At 74.0% G+C, this 15,043-nt stretch carries 16 protein-coding genes; 10 read left to right on the top strand and 6 right to left on the bottom strand.

What is annotated here, in order from left to right; all coding sequences use genetic code 11:
• Window positions 1–103 precede the first annotated feature (103 nt).
• From HF519_RS15400 to HF519_RS15380, 5 genes are all read left to right on the top strand, one after another.
• A complete protein-coding gene (locus tag HF519_RS15400) occupies window positions 104–676 on the top strand; it encodes an HdeD family acid-resistance protein (RefSeq protein WP_169413636.1) in 573 nt (190 codons plus the stop codon).
• A 2-nt stretch (window positions 677–678) separates the two neighbouring features.
• A complete protein-coding gene (locus tag HF519_RS15395) occupies window positions 679–1,371 on the top strand; it encodes a hypothetical protein (protein WP_169413635.1) in 693 nt (230 codons plus the stop codon).
• A 280-nt stretch (window positions 1,372–1,651) separates the two neighbouring features.
• On the top strand, window positions 1,652–2,965 hold the full coding sequence (locus tag HF519_RS15390; protein WP_169413634.1) for a bifunctional o-acetylhomoserine/o-acetylserine sulfhydrylase: 1,314 nt from the start codon (window positions 1,652–1,654) through the stop codon (window positions 2,963–2,965).
• Between the two features lie 19 nt (window positions 2,966–2,984).
• Window positions 2,985–4,124, top strand: a complete 1,140-nt coding sequence (gene metX / locus HF519_RS15385) for a homoserine O-acetyltransferase MetX (protein ID WP_169413633.1) — start codon at window positions 2,985–2,987, stop codon at window positions 4,122–4,124.
• A gap of 105 nt (window positions 4,125–4,229) precedes the next feature.
• Complete coding sequence (locus tag HF519_RS15380; protein ID WP_169413632.1) at window positions 4,230–5,981, top strand: proline--tRNA ligase; 1,752 nt, start codon at window positions 4,230–4,232, stop codon at window positions 5,979–5,981.
• Window positions 5,982–5,988: 7 nt separating this feature from the next.
• On the opposite strand, the gene HF519_RS15375 is transcribed toward HF519_RS15380, so the two are convergent.
• From HF519_RS15375 to HF519_RS15360, 4 genes are all read right to left on the bottom strand, one after another.
• Entirely contained in the window at window positions 5,989–7,758 is a 1,770-nt protein-coding gene (locus HF519_RS15375; protein ID WP_169413631.1) for a serine/threonine-protein kinase, read from the bottom strand.
• Window positions 7,759–7,927: 169 nt separating this feature from the next.
• The gene (locus HF519_RS15370; protein ID WP_169413630.1) at window positions 7,928–8,293 is read right to left on the bottom strand and encodes a protein kinase family protein; all 366 of its coding nucleotides are present in this window, start codon (window positions 8,291–8,293) and stop codon (window positions 7,928–7,930) included.
• 15 nt (window positions 8,294–8,308) lie between these two features.
• The gene (locus HF519_RS15365) at window positions 8,309–9,571 is read right to left on the bottom strand and encodes a DUF8017 domain-containing protein (protein WP_169413629.1); all 1,263 of its coding nucleotides are present in this window, start codon (window positions 9,569–9,571) and stop codon (window positions 8,309–8,311) included.
• Between the two features lie 154 nt (window positions 9,572–9,725).
• On the bottom strand, window positions 9,726–10,136 hold the full coding sequence (locus tag HF519_RS15360) for a secondary thiamine-phosphate synthase enzyme YjbQ (protein ID WP_169413628.1): 411 nt from the start codon (window positions 10,134–10,136) through the stop codon (window positions 9,726–9,728).
• A gap of 55 nt (window positions 10,137–10,191) precedes the next feature.
• On the opposite strand from HF519_RS15360, the gene HF519_RS15355 reads away from it, so the two are divergent.
• Window positions 10,192–11,211: an aminotransferase class V-fold PLP-dependent enzyme gene (locus tag HF519_RS15355; RefSeq protein WP_169413627.1), complete on the top strand. Its 1,020-nt coding sequence runs from the start codon at window positions 10,192–10,194 to the stop codon at window positions 11,209–11,211.
• 155 nt (window positions 11,212–11,366) lie between these two features.
• Here HF519_RS15355 and HF519_RS31400 read toward each other — a convergent pair whose 3' ends face one another.
• Both HF519_RS31400 and HF519_RS31395 read right to left on the bottom strand, forming a co-directional pair.
• Entirely contained in the window at window positions 11,367–11,831 is a 465-nt protein-coding gene (locus HF519_RS31400; protein ID WP_169413626.1) for a ferritin-like domain-containing protein, read from the bottom strand.
• Window positions 11,828–12,289, bottom strand: a complete 462-nt coding sequence (locus tag HF519_RS31395; protein ID WP_169413625.1) for a hypothetical protein — start codon at window positions 12,287–12,289, stop codon at window positions 11,828–11,830. Before HF519_RS31395 ends, HF519_RS31400 begins: the two co-directional genes overlap by 4 nt.
• 236 nt (window positions 12,290–12,525) lie before the next feature.
• Between HF519_RS31395 and rimP the strand changes: the two genes are divergently transcribed.
• The 4 genes from rimP to HF519_RS32395 all read left to right on the top strand — a co-directional run.
• Window positions 12,526–13,083, top strand: a complete 558-nt coding sequence (rimP, locus tag HF519_RS15340) for a ribosome maturation factor RimP (protein WP_169413624.1) — start codon at window positions 12,526–12,528, stop codon at window positions 13,081–13,083.
• Complete coding sequence (gene nusA, locus HF519_RS15335) at window positions 13,080–14,135, top strand: transcription termination factor NusA (RefSeq protein WP_169413623.1); 1,056 nt, start codon at window positions 13,080–13,082, stop codon at window positions 14,133–14,135. The genes rimP and nusA overlap by 4 nt, the downstream gene beginning before the upstream one ends.
• The gene (locus HF519_RS32400) at window positions 14,027–14,548 is read left to right on the top strand and encodes a YlxR family protein (RefSeq protein ID WP_281358538.1); all 522 of its coding nucleotides are present in this window, start codon (window positions 14,027–14,029) and stop codon (window positions 14,546–14,548) included. Before nusA ends, HF519_RS32400 begins: the two co-directional genes overlap by 109 nt.
• Window positions 14,549–14,641: 93 nt before the next feature.
• Window positions 14,642–15,043, top strand: a 402-nt coding sequence (locus HF519_RS32395) for a translation initiation factor IF-2 N-terminal domain-containing protein (RefSeq protein WP_312860130.1), incomplete at its 3' end; no start/stop codon positions are given.

Genomic DNA, 15,043 nt, shown 5'->3' with positions numbered 1-15,043 from the left:
GCTACCGGCGGCGCGCACGTCGTCACGGTAGGCCGAGGTCCGGACGTGTCCGCCGCGCGCACGATGCCCGTCCAGCCCATCCGATCCGGCTGTGGAGGGCGCCATGACCGCTAGTCCCTCGAGTGCGCAGTTCGGTGGCGAGAGCGCAGCGGCCCTGCTGCTCGCACCTGCCCGCCCGGCGATCGCGCTCCGCGCGATCCTGGCCGTCGCGTTCGGGCTGGTCGCGCTGCTGCGCCCCGATCTGACCGTGCTCGCCCTGGCCGTGGCCTTCGGCGCGTACGCCCTGGTCGACGGGGTGGCCCGGGTGGTCGACGCGGTGCGTCACCGGGACCGGGCCCGCTGGTGGTTCGGCGTGATGTACGGCCTGCTGGGCATCGCCGCGGGGGTCATCGCCCTGGTGTGGCCCGGCATCACCGCCGTCGCGCTCGCCGTGGTCGTCGGGGTGTGGGCGCTGGTCACCGGCGTCGTGGAGCTGATCGCCGCGTACCGGCTGCGCAGCATGATGCGCGGGGTGTGGCTGCTCGCGCTGGCCGGGGCGCTCTCGGTGGTCGCCGGGGTGCTGCTGGTGATCGAGCCGGTGGCCGGCGCGATCGGGCTGGCGGTGCTGATCGGGTCCTTCGCGGTCATCTACGGCGCGGTGCTCGCCGTCGTCGCCATGCGGCTGAGCCAGGGGTAGGCGTGATCGACGAACCGGTCTCCGGCTTCCGGCTGGACCTCGACCTGGTCGGCGCGTTCGTCGACGGCCGGCTGAACGACGCCGGCGTTGCCGAGCTCGCGGACCAGGTCGCGATGCTGATGCCCTTCCACGCCTCGATGCCCATCGCGCTGGTGGCGACGTTGCAGCGCGTGGAGCACCGGCTGGGCGGCGAAGCCGAGATGTTGGCGTGGCTCGACCGCCACCCGGGCCGCCCGCGGATGACCACCCGCAGCTATGGCGTGATCGCGTTGCTCGACGAGGTCGGGGGGTTGCGCCCGGTCGTCACGGCGCTGCGCGAGTTGCGGGCGCGGGAGCCCGATCCACCCGGCCTGGCCCCCTTCCTCATCCCGGACACCACGAGCGCGACGTTGCCGAGCGTCGCCCAGGGGATCGAGTCGCTGCTCGGCGACGACCGGCCGGCCGAGGCGGTCGGGGTGGCCGTCGAGGCCGCGGAGTGGGTCGGGCGGCTCGCCCCGCGGGCCGCCGAGCTGGATGCGGAGCTCGCGGACCTGGGCGAACGGGCCGAGCGGGCGGCGGCGGCGGCCCGTGAGGCGGTGCCGGAGACCTCGGCCGGCGGGCCGCCCGGCGACGCCGGGGACGGCCGGGCAGCCCCGGGCGACGCGATCGGGGCGGATACGCCGGCCGCGTCCGGGGAACCGCGCCGCGATCGCTGATCCCGGTAGGTGACCGCCTGAGATCAACCGGTCGGGGGGCCTACCCGGGGCGAAGTTGTGCCCGGTGCGACGGCCCGGTTACGGTCCACCGGTGATCTGCCTCGTGGCGCGCCTGCATGTCGACAACATGCGGGTCACGAGCGCGGCCTGTCCCGGCTGCTGACTCGACCCACCGACGGCTGCCGGCCCGCTGCGCGCGGGCACCGCGCCGGAGCAGACCTGCGCCGTCGGTCTCGCCCCCGCCTCGCCATCCGCCCCACCTTCGCTCAGGGAGAGCACCGTGACCGAGACCCCCGACCCGACGGCCTCCTGGTCCTTCGAGACCAAGCAGGTGCACGCGGGTGCCACGTCGGACCCGACGACCGGCGCCCGTGCCACCCCGATCTACCAGACGACGTCGTACACGTTCCGCGACACCGACCACGCCGCCGCGCTGTTCGGGCTCGCCGAGACCGGCAACATCTACACGCGGATCATGAACCCGACCCAGGACGTGCTCGAGCAGCGCGTCGCGGCGCTCGAGGGCGGCCTCGGGGCCGTCGCGTTCGCCTCCGGGCAGGCGGCCCAGACGATGGCGATCCTCAACATCGCCGAGTCCGGCGACCACTTCGTCTCCAGCGCCTCGCTCTACGGCGGCACCTACAACCTGTTCCACTACACGCTGCCGAAGCTGGGTATCGAGGTCACGTTCGTCGACGACCCGGACAACCTCGACGAGTGGCGGGCCGCGGTCCGGCCGAACACCAAGCTGTTCTACGCCGAGACGCTGGGCAACCCGCGCGGCAACGTCCTCGACGTCCGCGCGGTCGCCGACGCGGCGCACGAGGCCGGTGTCCCGCTGATCGTGGACAACACCGTCCCCACCCCGTACCTGCTGCGCCCGCTCGAGCACGGCGCCGACATCGTCGTGCACTCCGCCACGAAGTTCCTCGGCGGCCACGGCACCGCCATCGGCGGCGTCGTGATCGACAGCGGCAACTTCGACTGGGGCGCCCACGCCGAGCGTTTCGCCGGCCTCACCACCGCGGACCCCAGCTACCACGGGCTGAACTACTTCGAGGCCCTCGGCCCGCTGGCCTACCTGATCAAGCTGCGCGTGCAGCTGCTGCGCGACATCGGCCCGGCCATCGCCCCGCAGAACAGCTTCCTGCTGATCCAGGGCATCGAGACGCTGTCGCTGCGTATGGAGCGGCACGTGCAGAACGCGCAGGCCGTGGCCGAGTGGCTCGAGCAGCGTGACGAGGTCGAGAAGGTGCACTACGCGGGCATCCCGTCGAGCCCGTGGCACACGCTCGCGCAGAAGTACCTGCCCCGTGGCGCCGGCGCGATCGTGTCCTTCGACATCCGCGGCGGCGTGGAGGCGGGCAAGAAGTTCGTCGACGCGCTCGAGCTGCACAGCCATCTCGCCAACATCGGCGACGTGCGCAGCCTGGTGATCCACCCGGCCAGCACCACGCACAGCCAGCTCTCCGGCGAGGAGCAGCTGGCCAGCGGGGTCACCCCGGGCCTGATCCGGCTGTCCGTGGGCCTCGAGGGCATCGAGGACATCAAGGCCGACCTGGACGCCGGGTTCCGCGCGGCCAAGGGCGCATGAGGCCTGCCAGACCCCCTCGATGAGCACGACACTCGAGCTCCCTCCCGCCAGCGGTGCCTGGCGGGAGGGAGACGACGTGGGACGCCGGCAGTTCGTGACGCTGCCGGCGCCCCTGCGGCTGGAGGCCGGCGGGGAGCTGCCCGGCGTCCGGATCGCCTACGAGACCTGGGGCTCGCTGAACGCGGCCGGGACGAACGCGGTGCTGATCCTGCACGCGCTGACCGGCGACAGCCACGTCGCCGGCCCGGCCGGTCCCGGCCACCCGACCCCCGGCTGGTGGGACGCGCTGATCGGCACCGGTCGGGCGCTCGACCCGGCGGACTGGTTCGTCGTCGCCCCGAACGTGGTGGGCGGCTGTCAGGGCTCCACAGGCCCCGCATCGCCCGCTCCGGACGGCCGGGCGTGGGGCAGCCGGTTCCCGCTGGTCACCGCGCGCGACTCGGTGGCGGCGGAGGTCGCGCTGGCCGACGCGCTCGGCGTGGACCGGTGGGCGTGCGTGGTCGGCGGCTCCATGGGCGGCATGCGCGCCCTGGAGTGGGCCGCGATGGAGCCCGACCGCGTCGAGCGGCTGTTCCTGCTGGCAAGCCCGGCGGCGGCGTCGGCGGACCAGATCGGGTGGGCCGCCCCGCAGCTGGCCGCGATCCGCAGCGACCCCGGCTGGAACGGCGGGGACTATCACGACGCGCCCGCCGGGGAGGGCCCGCACCGTGGTCTCGGGGTCGCGCGGCGCATGGCGCACCTGAGCTACCGCAGCGGCTACGAGCTGGCCACCCGGTTCGGTCGCGATGCGCAGGACGGCGAGGACCCGCTGCACGGCGGGCGCTACGCCGTCGAGTCCTATTTGGACCACCACGCGGCCAAGCTGGTCCGCCGCTTCGACGCCGGTTCGTACGTGCGGCTCACCGAGATGATGAACGCGCACGACGTCGGCCGCGGCCGCGGTGGGGTGATGGAAGGGCTGCGCCGGGTCACCGCACGCACACTGGTCGCCGGGGTCAGCTCCGATCGGCTCTACCCGCTCGAGCAGCAGGCCGAGCTGGCCGCCGGGATCCCGAACGCCACCGAGCTGGCGGTGATCGACTCCCCGTACGGGCACGACGGCTTCCTCATCGAGACGCCGACGGTCAGCGCGCTGCTCGCGGACCTGCTTGCGGGCTGACGGCCGGGCTCCGCCTGAGCCTGGGCCGGGCAGGCCTGCGCGCCTGCACAGGTCGACGCGGAACCGGGGAGAAGCCGCGGCGGGCGCGTCGCTACGCTTCACCAGGTGTTGACCCGGATGTCGTCGCTGTTCCTCCGCACCCTCCGCGAGGACCCGGCCGACGCGGAGGTTCCCAGCCACAAGCTGCTGGTCCGCGCCGGCTACGTCCGCCGCGTCGCGCCGGGGGTGTACTCCTGGCTGCCGCTGGGGCTGAAGGTGCTGCGCAACATCGAGCAGGTGGTGCGCGAGGAGATGGACGCCATCGGCGCCCAGGAGATCCAGTTTCCCGCGCTGCTGCCGCGCGAGCCCTACGAGGCGACGAACCGGTGGACCGAGTACGGCCCCAACCTGTTCCGGCTCAAGGACCGCAAGGGCGGGGACTACCTGCTCGGACCGACCCACGAGGAGCTGTTCACCCAGGTCGTGAAGGGGGAGTACTCCTCCTACAAGGACTACCCGGTGATCCTCTACCAGATCCAGACGAAGTACCGGGACGAGGAGCGCCCCCGCGCCGGCATCCTTCGCGGCCGGGAGTTCCTGATGAAGGACTCGTACTCGTTCGACCTCACGGACGAGGGGCTGGGCGAGTCCTACGCCAGGCACCGCGAGGCCTACGTCAAGATCTTCGACCGGCTCGGGCTGCGCTACGTGATCGTCTCGGCGACGTCCGGGGCGATGGGCGGCTCGGCCAGCGAGGAGTTCCTGGCCGAGTCCGAGACCGGCGAGGACACCTTCGTCCGTTCGCCGGAGTCCGGCTACGCGGCCAACGTCGAGGCCGTCACCACCCCGGCGCCACCGGAGCAGCCGATCGACGACAAGCCGCCGGCGCAGGTGCACCACACCCCCGACACCCCGACGATCGAGACGCTCGTCGGCTTCCTGAACGCGGCCGGCCTCGGTCGCACGTTCACCGCGGCCGACACGCTGAAGAACGTGCTGGTCAAGACCCGGCTGCCGGGCGCGAAGGACTGGGAGCTGCTCGGCGTCGGCGTCCCCGGCGACCGGGAGGTCGACATGAAGCGCCTCGAGGCGTCCCTGGCGCCCGCCGAGGTCGCGCTGCTCGACGACGCCGATTTCGCCGCGCACCCGTTCCTGGTCAAGGGCTACATCGGGCCGGGCGCGCTGACGGCGAACGGCGTGAAGTACCTGGTCGACCCGCGGATCGTGACCGGGACGGCCTGGGTCACCGGCGCCGACAAGGCCGACCACCACGTCGTCGACCTCGTCGCCGGCCGCGACTTCACCCCGGACGGCACGATCGAGGCCGCCGAGGTGCGCGCCGGTGATCCCTCGCCGGACGGCGCCGGCACCCTGGTGGCCGCCCGCGGAATCGAGATCGGGCACATCTTCCAGCTCGGCCGCAAGTACGCCGACGCGTTCGCCCTCGACGCGCTGGGCCCGGACGCCAAGCCGGTCCGGATCACCATGGGCTCCTACGGGATCGGGGTGTCGCGCCTGGTCGCGGCGATCGCCGAGCAGAGCCACGACGAGTCGGGCCTGGTGTGGCCGCGCGCCGTCGCGCCGTTCGACGTCCACGTCGTGATCGCCGGCAAGAACGAGGAGATCACCGCCGGTGGCGAGCAGCTGGCCGCCGAGCTGGAGGCCGCGGGCCTGTCGGTGCTGCTCGACGACCGCAAGGCCTCGCCCGGGGTCAAGTTCGCCGACGCCGAGCTGATCGGCGTGCCGACGATCGTGGTGGTCGGGCGTGGGCTGGCCTCCGGGCTGATCGAGGTCAAGGACCGGCGGACCGGCGAGCGCACCGAGATCGCACGCGACACCGTCGTCGAGCACCTCGTCGAGCTGGCCGGGAAGCGGTAGCGAGCCCTCAGCGCTGCGTGACGAAGTCGGTCGACTGCCACCAGTCGTAGAGCTTGGCCCGGTCGCCGTCCTCGCCGCGGACGTATCCGAAGGCGAGGGCGGCGTTGTCGGTCCAGAACAGGAACGCGGCGCCGCTGCTCGCCTCGGTGAAGCAGCCGACGCTCCCGCCCTCGACCTCGCCGCGGACGTACGAGGCGCGCAGGTTCGCTCCGCCCCGGCAGTCCTCGACCTTCCCGAGGGCGGTGGGGATGCCCTCGCCGGCGGCCGCCTGCTCGAAGCTCTCGTCCATCTGCGTGCGCGTGGCGTAGCGGGTGAAGGTCGCGCTGCTGGGCCCGCCGACGGGGCCGGAGTTGCAGACGACGTACGCGGTGGCGCCGGGCTGCCCACCCAGCGAGGCGTCGGGTGTGCAGTTGGAGGCGCCGAAGCCGTTCGGCAGCTGGTTGAGCAGGAGCTGGGTCGCCGCATCGGGCGTCGCGCCGGTCGGGGTGGCCGCACTCGTGGGCGGTGAGGCCGGTGCCGTGGTGGCGTCCGGCCCGATCGCCGTGCCCGTCCCCCCGCCGCGGAGCACCGCGATGATCACGACGACGCCGGCCACGACCACCGCCGCCGCCACCCCGATCCCGATCCACGCCGCCCGACTCCCGGGCCGCCCGGTGGCGGTCGTCCCGGGGTGGCCGGGGACGAGGTGGTTCGGGCCGCTGAAGCCGCCGGGGTCGATCGGCTGACGTGGATCGCTGCCGCTCCCCGGTGCGCCGGTGCCGGCAGGCCCGCCGTAACCGCCGGCGCCATGGCCCGGGGGGCCATAGCCGTAGCCGTTGCCGCTCGCTCGCGGATCGGACCCGCCCGGCCCCGGCGTGCCCGTACCGAGCAGGGACGGCCGGGGATCGGTGCCCGGGTCGCTCGGGGGGCCGGGGGCCGTGGTGAAGGGTGCACCCAGCGCGCCGCGTGCGGCTGCGGCGAGCGTCCCCGCGGTGGGGAAGCGCTGGTCCGGGTCCTTCGCCATCCCCCGCGCGACGACCGCGTCGAGGGCCGGTGGGACGCCCGGCCAGACCTCGCTGGGCCGGGGCGGCGGGGCGTGCAGATGCGCGTGCAGGAGTGTCGGCAGGTCGCCGTCGAAGGGCTGGTGACCGGTCAGCGCCTGGTGCAGCACGCAGGCCAGCGCGTACACGTCGACCCGGCGGTCGGCCTCCGCACCCGTGAACCGCTCGGGCGCGATGTAGGCGAGCGAGCCCGGCATGGTGCCGGTCCGGGTCAGCGCGTCGGAGGAGTCGTCGGTGTCGCGGGACCGGGCGATGCCGAAGTCGAACAGGTAGGCGAACAGCGAGCCGGGGTCGACGTCGCACCCCTCGATGCCGGAGAGCAGGACGTTGGACGGCTTGACGTCACGGTGCACCAGCCCGTCGGCGTGGGCGGCGTCCAGGGCGCTCGCGACCTGCGCGACGACCGCCACCGCGGCGGCCGGCGGCAGCGGCCCGTAGGCGCGCAACCAGGCGCCGAGATCCGTACCCTCGACCAACCGCATGTCGAGGTAGAGCCGCCCGTCGATCTCGCCGAAACGATGGATCGGAACCACGTGCGGTTCGCGCAGCCGCGCCGCCGCCCGGCACTCACGGCGGAACCGTTCGAGGTACTCCTCGTTGCTGGCCAGGTGCCCGGGCAGCAGCTTCAACGCGACGACCCGGTCGGTCTCGGTGTCGTAGGCGCGGTAGACCTCGCCCATGCCGCCGCGGCCCAGTAGACCCTCGATCGTGTACGGCCCGAACGTGGTCCCGGTCATCGGCGTCGTCCCCCGCTGCGTCGTGCGCCAGCCCCGGGCTGACCATAGCCGGGCGATGTCCCCGTACGACCTGTCGTCGATCAGCGCGACGGCTTCGTTACGAGATTACGGATCGGGGGCGGGCGTGCGGTCGGCCGCATCGAAGCCGGTCGGCAGCACGGCGAAGGGCTCACGTTGAGCGGCACTCGGCCCGGTCGGGGCGGCGCTCGTCGTCGGAGGGGTGCCGGACGACCCTCTCCGGTTCTGGCTGAACAGGACGATCCCGTGCCGACGGCGAGCAGCGCGCCCGCGACGAGCCGATCCAGCGGCCCCGCCCCTCGCCCCGGTTGTGGATCGGGAGGACCTGCGGATCGGTGAGCCTGGCGGTGACCTGTGACTCGCGCAGGAAGCGTTCGCGGTACTCCTGGCCCGAGCCCAGCCCGCTGAGCAGGAGCTTCAGCGCGACGGTGCGGTCCTGCGTGCTGTGGTAGGCGCTGTAGACCTCGCCCGTCCCGCCGCGACCGAGCAGCCCGTCGAGCCGGTACGGCCCGAACATCTCGCCCGGAACGGGTCAGATACCGGGCAGGCGGGCGCTGCCGAGGATCTGCTCGAGCGTCTCGCGGGTCGGCGACGGCGGGGTCACCGGACCACCGGCGACGTCGCCGTTGACGACGAGCAGGGCGGTGGCCGCCGCGCCGTCCGGCGCGGTCGTCGGCAGCGCGAGCACCAGCACCGTGCCCTCGATGGCCAGACAGCCGTCATCGGCCGGCGTTCGGGCGGTCGCCTCCACCACCCAGCCGGTCACGCCGCTGACCGCCACCGTTCGCGGCGCGGAGACCCGCACCTCCGGTGGGCGCAGCGCCGTGTAGTAGACGGTGCCCAGCTCACGGGCGAAGGTGCGGGCGACGGTCTCGGGGGCCGTTTCGGTTCCGGGTCCGGTGAGCAGCCCGCTCGACACCGTGCCGCGCAGGTAGGTCGCGCCGTCGCACCGGTACTCGGGGCCGTCGACGATCCCGTCGAAGCTCACGCCGAGCACCGGCAGCGACGACATCTGTCCCGGCGGGGCCGCCGTCCAGTCCGGCGGCACCGAGTACTCGAGGTAGCTGGTGCGCACGGCCTGGAAGTTCGACGGGGTGACCGAGCCGGTACCGCGCACGAGGAGGAAGACCCCGAGCCCGAGGCCGGCCAGCACGACCGCCCCGACCGTGAGCAGCGCGGCGATCTTGCCGCGTTGGCGGCCCGGTGGAGGCGACGCCGGTGGTCCCCACGAGGTCGGCGGCCCGGCCCAGGTCGGGGGGCCGGCGGGCCCGGCCCACTGCTGCCCGCCCCAGGCCGCCGGTGCGCCGGGCGTGCCCAACCGCGGTGCCGCGGCGGCGGCCGGCTGGGCCGGGTACTGGTGGGTGGGCGGCCACTGCTGGCCGGGGTACTGCTGAGTGGGCGGCCACTGCTGGCCCGGGTACCGGGGGGCCGACCAGTCCGCCGCGCCGGGCTGGTGGACGGGCGGCGCCTGGTTCGGGTACGGCTGCGCCGCGGGTGGCGCCCACGGGGGCCCCCAGCCTCCGTCGGTGGGTACCCACTGTGTGAGCCCGGATCGGTCCGCCGGCGGAGTTGCGGCGGCGTCGGGGACGAGGCCGACCGTCGTCGGGTCGGCGGGTGCGACGGGGTCCGCGAGCGGGGACGCCCGTTCCGCCGGAGCCCGTTCTGCCGCTGTGGGACCTGCCGGTTCCTGATCGAGCGGGCCCGAGGGCTCCCTGTCGGTGGACGGCTCGGGGCGGTCCTGCACGTCGGGCGCATCCCCGTCGGATTCCGGCGGCCGCCCGCCCGGCGTCGTCACAGGTCGCAGGGTAGCGCGCCGCGGGCGCCATGATCGCGGCCAGCCGGTCGGTGCCGGTCGGGGGCGCCCGGTGATCACGCCCGGCAGGGTGAACGGGAGGTGCGGTCGTGCCCGCCGTCCGCCGCATGGCAGCGGGATGGGCCTGACGCCTGACTCAGCCGGTCAGGAACGACAGCCGCAGCCCGCGGACCGGGTTGTCGGTGTTCGTGTCGACCAGGCACACCGACTGCCAGGTACCCAGGGCCGGGCGTCCGCCCAGCACGGGTACCGACATCGACGGCGCGATGATCGCGGGCAGCACGTGGTCGCGCCCGTGTCCGTGGCTGCCGTGCCGGTGTTCCCAGCGGTCGTCGGCGGGCAGCAGGTCGCGAAGGGCGGCGAGCAGATCGGTGTCGCTACCGGCTCCGGTCTCGATCACGGCGAGCCCGGCCGTCGCGTGCGGTACCCAGACGTTGAGCAGGCCGTCGACGGCGTCGATGCCGCGCAGGAAGGCTTTGATACGTGAGGTCAGGTCGACGACGGTCTCGGCCGAACCGGTCCGGATCTCGATGAGCTCGCTGTGCACGGGAGGGACCCTACGGCGCGCCGGGAGGCCCCGCCGGGCTCTAGTGTCACGACCCATGCGCGCGGCGTTCGGTCAGCAGTTCGACGTCCCGGACGGGTACCTGAACACGGCGTCCATCGGGCTGCCGCCGGCGAGCGTCGCGGAGGCGGTCGTCGACGCGGTCCGCGACTGGCGGGCGGGCTCGGGCCGGGCGGAGGACTTCGACGAGCCCGTGGCGACCGCCCGGGCCGCCTTCGCCGATCTCGCGGGTGTCGGGGTGGACCGGGTGGCGATCGGCTCGGCGGTGTCCCCGCTGGTCGGGCTCGTCGCCGCGAGCGTGCCCGACGGCACGCGGGTGCTCGTCGCGAAGGGCGAGTTCACCAGCGTCAGCTTCCCGTTCGCGGTGCAGGCCCGCCGCGGGGTCACGGTGACCGAGGTCGGGCTCGACGAGCTGGGTGAGCAGGCCGGCGAGCACGACTGGGTGGCGGTGAGCGCCGTGCAGTCCGCGGACGGCCGGCTGGCCGACCTGGACGCGTTGCGCGCGGCCCGCGACTCCGGCACCCGGGTGCTGCTCGACGTCACGCAGGCGGCCGGCTGGCTGCCGCTGCACCTGGAGTGGGCCGACGTCGTCGTCGCCGGGGCCTACAAGTGGATGCTCAGCCCGCGCGGAGCGGCCTGGATGGCTGTGCACCCGGAGCTGGACGTGGTGCCGCATGCCGCCGGGTGGTACGCGGGTGCCGAGCCGTGGGGGAGCATCTACGGGCTTCCGCCGCGGCTGGCTCCCGGCGGCCGGGGACTGGACACCTCACCGGCCTGGCTGTGCCACGTCGGGGCCGCGGCAGCCCTGCCCTGGCTGGCCGGGCTGGACCGGGAGGCCGTGCGCGCGCACTGCGTCGGGCTGGCGGACGCGTTCCGGGCCGGGCTCGGGATGGAACCCGCGGGATCGGCGATCGTGACCGTCCACCAGCCCGACGCCGCCGGGCGGTTGGCCGACGCCGGCGTGGTCGCCAGCGGGCGGGGCGGGGGTGTGCGGCTGTCGTTCCACCTCTACAACACCGACGCCGACGTGCAGCGGGCGCTCGATGCGCTGGCCTGAGGTTCCAGAACCCCGACTCGCGCGCACGGCACCCCGACTAGGGCACGCGGAGACCGCGACTCGCGCACGCGGAGACCGCGACTCGCGCACGCGGAGACCGCGACTCGCGGGTGTGGAGACCGCGACTCGCGCGCGGCGATACCCCGACTCGCGGGTCAGGGGCGGCCGGGGAACACCGGGATCGCGGGTGCCATCCCGGTGGCCGACCGCCAGCGGGCGCAGCGGAGCGTGGCCTGGGTCAGCGCGTCGAGCGCGGCCTTGCGGAGCGGGGCGTCGGTGGTGTGCTCGAGCACCGAGCGCCAGGCCGCCATCGCGTCGGTCTCGGCCACCACGGCCAGCGCACCGGCCGACCGGGTGTCGGTCACCGGCTCCGGGCTGGCGTAGGCAGGCTGCGCCGACACCGGCTTCGCGCCGATGTCGGTGAGGGTCTGCTCGACGAGGCCACGCAGGGAGCGGTGCGCTGCGGCGTCCTCACGAGCCCGCCGCACCTGGGCTTCGGGCAGGAACGCGACGATCAGCGAGTAGGCCCACAGCGCGGCGTGCTCGGCGGCGAGCGCGACCTGCAGCGCCTCCCTCGCGGTGTCATCGATCGTCGACCGAGGGGACTGCGGAGAGCTCACTCGAGTACCGCCACGTAGGTCGTGCAACAGGCTGCGACGGAGGCGACCAGGCCCACCCGGTCGACCGGCAGTGTGCCGATCACGCCCTCGGCGCCGCGGGCCGAGGCGGCGAGCGCGTTCCGGACCGCCGCGAGCGTCGGCCGGGACGCCGGCGCGGGCGGGGCGGCCGGGACCGCGCTCGCGCGGGCCCGGTCGAGGCGGATGACCTCGGCGTCCAGTGCGGCGGCGTGCTCGGCCCGGGCGGCCCGCAGCGGCTCCAGCCGGGCCGCCAAGGCCGGCGTCGCGGCGATCGCGGTCGCGGCCAGCGCGGCGTCGGCGCGGGCCTGGTCGGCCAGCGCGATCAGCGGGTCGGGGCCGACGTCGCCGGTAGCGGGCGTCGAGCAGGCCGACAGCGTGCCGCCCAGGGCGAGCCCGGTCGGAACGAGCAGCGCGAGGCCCAGCAGGCGGCGGCGCGACACGGACCCGCCCGTGTGCCCGCCGGATCGACCCGGAGCCGCTTCCGTGAACGGTGCACCACCGTCCGATACCAGGCTCCGGGCGCTCACGGCGCCCCATCCTGCCAGGTCGCCGTCCATGCCCGGCGCGATACCCTGGCGACCCCACCCGGTTGTCTGCCGACCCCCGTGGTCTCCGGCCGTCGGGTGGCCGACCTCAGGTCCCCACCGATCCATCGACCTCTTCAAGGAGCGACCCGATGCCCAGCCCAGGCCCCGAGCAGCTCACCGGGCAGCTGCACGGCGTGCTGGAACCGATCGTCATCGCCGCCGGCTTCGAACTCGACGAGCTCGACGTACGTGTGGCCGGCCGCCGGCACACCGTCAAGGTGGTGGTGGACTCCGACACCGGTGTGGGGCTGGATGACATCGCCCGCCTGAGTCGCTCGGCCTCGGCCGAGCTCGACCAGCACGAGCACCTCATCGGCGGTTCGTACACCCTCGAGGTCACCTCGCCGGGTGTCGATCGGCCGCTGACCGGGCCCCGCCACTGGCGGCGCGCGCACCTGCGGCTCGTCGAGGTCCGCCGGCCCGACGGCACGACCTTCCAGGGTCGGGTCGGGCCCGCAGGCGAGGAGGCCGTCACGTTGCTCGTGGACGGCGTCCTGCGCGAGGTGCGCTACGCCGACGTCGCGTACGCGGCGGTACAGGTCGAGTTCCGGCCGCCGCCCGACGCCGAGGTGGACCTGCTGTCGCCCGACCATGCACAGACGGACGACACCACGCCGTCCCCGCCGTCCTCTGGGGAGCAGAGATGAACGTCGACATCGCCGCCCTGCGCGCCATCGAGCGCGACAAGGAGATCCCCTTCGAGATGGTGATCGAGGCCATCGAGACCGCGCTGCTCACCGCCTACAAGCACACCGAGGGCCACCAGCCGCACGCCCGCATCGACATCGACCGCAAGACCGGTCTGGTCCGGGTGATGGCCCAGGAGCTCGCCGACGACGGCTCCGTCACCACCGAGTGGGACGACACCCCGGAGGGCTTCGGCCGGATCGCGGCCACCACCGCCCGCCAGGTGATCGTCCAGCGGCTGCGCGATGCCGAGCACGAGCGCACCTTCGGCGAGTTCTCCGCGAAGGAGGGCGAGATCGTCACCGGCGAGGTGCAGCGCGACGCGCGTGCCAACGCCCGCGGCGTGGTGATCGTGGCCCTGAACGGGGGCCAGACCGAGGGCGTGCTGCCGCAGGCCGAGCAGGTGCCCGGTGAGCGTTACCAGCACGGTGACCGGATCCGCTGCTACGTGGTCGGGGTGACCCGGGGAATGCGCGGCACCCAGATCACGTTGTCCCGTACACATCCCAATCTCGTGCGCAAGCTGTTCGCGCTCGAGGTGCCGGAGATCGTCGACGGCTCGGTGCAGATCGTCGCGGTGGCCCGGGAGGCCGGGCACCGCTCCAAGATCGCCGTCCGCTCGACGGTGCCGGGGGTCAACCCGAAGGGGGCATGCATCGGCCCGGTCGGGGCCCGGGTGCGCAACGTGATGAGCGAGCTGGCCGGAGAGAAGATCGACATCATCGACTGGTCCGAGGACTCCGCCACGTTCGTCGGCAACGCCCTGTCGCCGTCGAAGGTGGTGTCGGTCACGGTGCTCGACGCCAAGGCCAAGACCGCCCGCGTGGTGGTGCCGGACTTCCAGCTCTCCCTGGCCATCGGCAAGGAGGGGCAGAACGCCCGGCTGGCGGCCCGGTTGACGGGCTGGCGCATCGACATCCGCAGCGACGCCGACCCGCGCAACACCCCCGCCGAAGGCGGCGGCGCCGCGTCGGAGATCGCCGGAGCGTCCGGTACGGAGTCGGTCGGCTGAGTCACGACGCGCTACACTCAGGGCCGGCCCACCGCCAGGGTTCGGCTCCCGGAAGTCCGTCCTTCGGACCTGGTCCTCGCACCGGTTCCGAGCCGGTTCGGACGTGCATCGGTTGCCGTTCCCGAGCGGCGGCCGGCGGTCTGTTGCGTGTTGTCGTGGTGGACGGGGTTCTCACCCCGGACCCGCGGCGGCGGCTCCCCGGCCGAGGTGCCTGGCTGCACCCCGACCTGGAGTGCCTCGGCCGTGCCGAGCGACGCTCGGCGTTCCCGCGGGCGCTCCGTGTCCGGGGACCGCTGGACGTCAGCGAGGTACGGTCCCACCTGCAGCCTGGCTGCAGCACGAGTGGGACCGAGATCGGGGCCCGGGAGACACCCGGGTCCGTCATTAACGGAAGCAAGGTCGACCCGTCATGAGCCAGTCGTGAAGATCGCACCATGAACGTGCTTCGACACTAGGTTCGAGGTCGAGCGGGACATGCCGCCGGCCTCCGAGAAACAAGGAGAGCAGTGGCAGGCAAGGCCCGCGTACACGAGCTCGCGAAAGAGCTCGGCGTCAGCAGTAAGCAGGTCCTCAGCAAGCTGCAGGACCTGGGTGAGTACGTGAAGTCCCCCTCCTCCACCGTCGAGGCCCCCGTCGCGCGCAAGCTGCGTGAGGCGATGGCGGGCGGCGACTCCGGTAACGGAGCGCGCCGCGGCGGTCCGGGTGGGGGCAACCGCCCGCGTCCCGGTGGCGGCCAGTCGGCCGCCCCGACCTCCGGCTCGCCCCGGCCCACCGGCGGCGGACCGGTTCCCGGCCCCCGTCCGGGCCCGCGGCCCGGTCCGGTCGCACCGACCCCGCCCCCGGCCCAGCCGGAGACTCCGGCTCAGCCGGCTGCGCCTGCGGCTTCGTCGGCCCCGGCCGAGCGCCGC

This window comes from Pseudonocardia bannensis, assembly GCF_012911875.1.
GTDB classification, from domain to species: domain Bacteria; phylum Actinomycetota; class Actinomycetes; order Mycobacteriales; family Pseudonocardiaceae; genus Pseudonocardia; species Pseudonocardia bannensis.
Note: the sequence above shows the minus strand (reverse complement) of the source record. Positions and strands in the feature narration are given on the sequence as shown.

What these genes read in the sequence shown, in the direction of transcription:
- HF519_RS15400 (WP_169413636.1), top strand. Translation starts at nt 104, where the DNA reads ATGACCGCTAGTCCCTCGAGTGCGCAGTTCGGTGGCGAGAGCGCAGCG.
- metX (WP_169413633.1), top strand. Translation starts at nt 2,985, where the DNA reads ATGAGCACGACACTCGAGCTCCCTCCCGCCAGCGGTGCCTGGCGGGAG.
- HF519_RS15375 (WP_169413631.1), bottom strand. Translation starts at nt 7,758, where the DNA reads ATGACCGGGACCACGTTCGGGCCGTACACGATCGAGGGTCTACTGGGC.
- HF519_RS15370 (WP_169413630.1), bottom strand. Translation starts at nt 8,293, where the DNA reads ATGTTCGGGCCGTACCGGCTCGACGGGCTGCTCGGTCGCGGCGGGACG.
- HF519_RS15355 (WP_169413627.1), top strand. Translation starts at nt 10,192, where the DNA reads ATGCGCGCGGCGTTCGGTCAGCAGTTCGACGTCCCGGACGGGTACCTG.
- rimP (WP_169413624.1), top strand. Translation starts at nt 12,526, where the DNA reads ATGCCCAGCCCAGGCCCCGAGCAGCTCACCGGGCAGCTGCACGGCGTG.
- nusA (WP_169413623.1), top strand. Translation starts at nt 13,080, where the DNA reads ATGAACGTCGACATCGCCGCCCTGCGCGCCATCGAGCGCGACAAGGAG.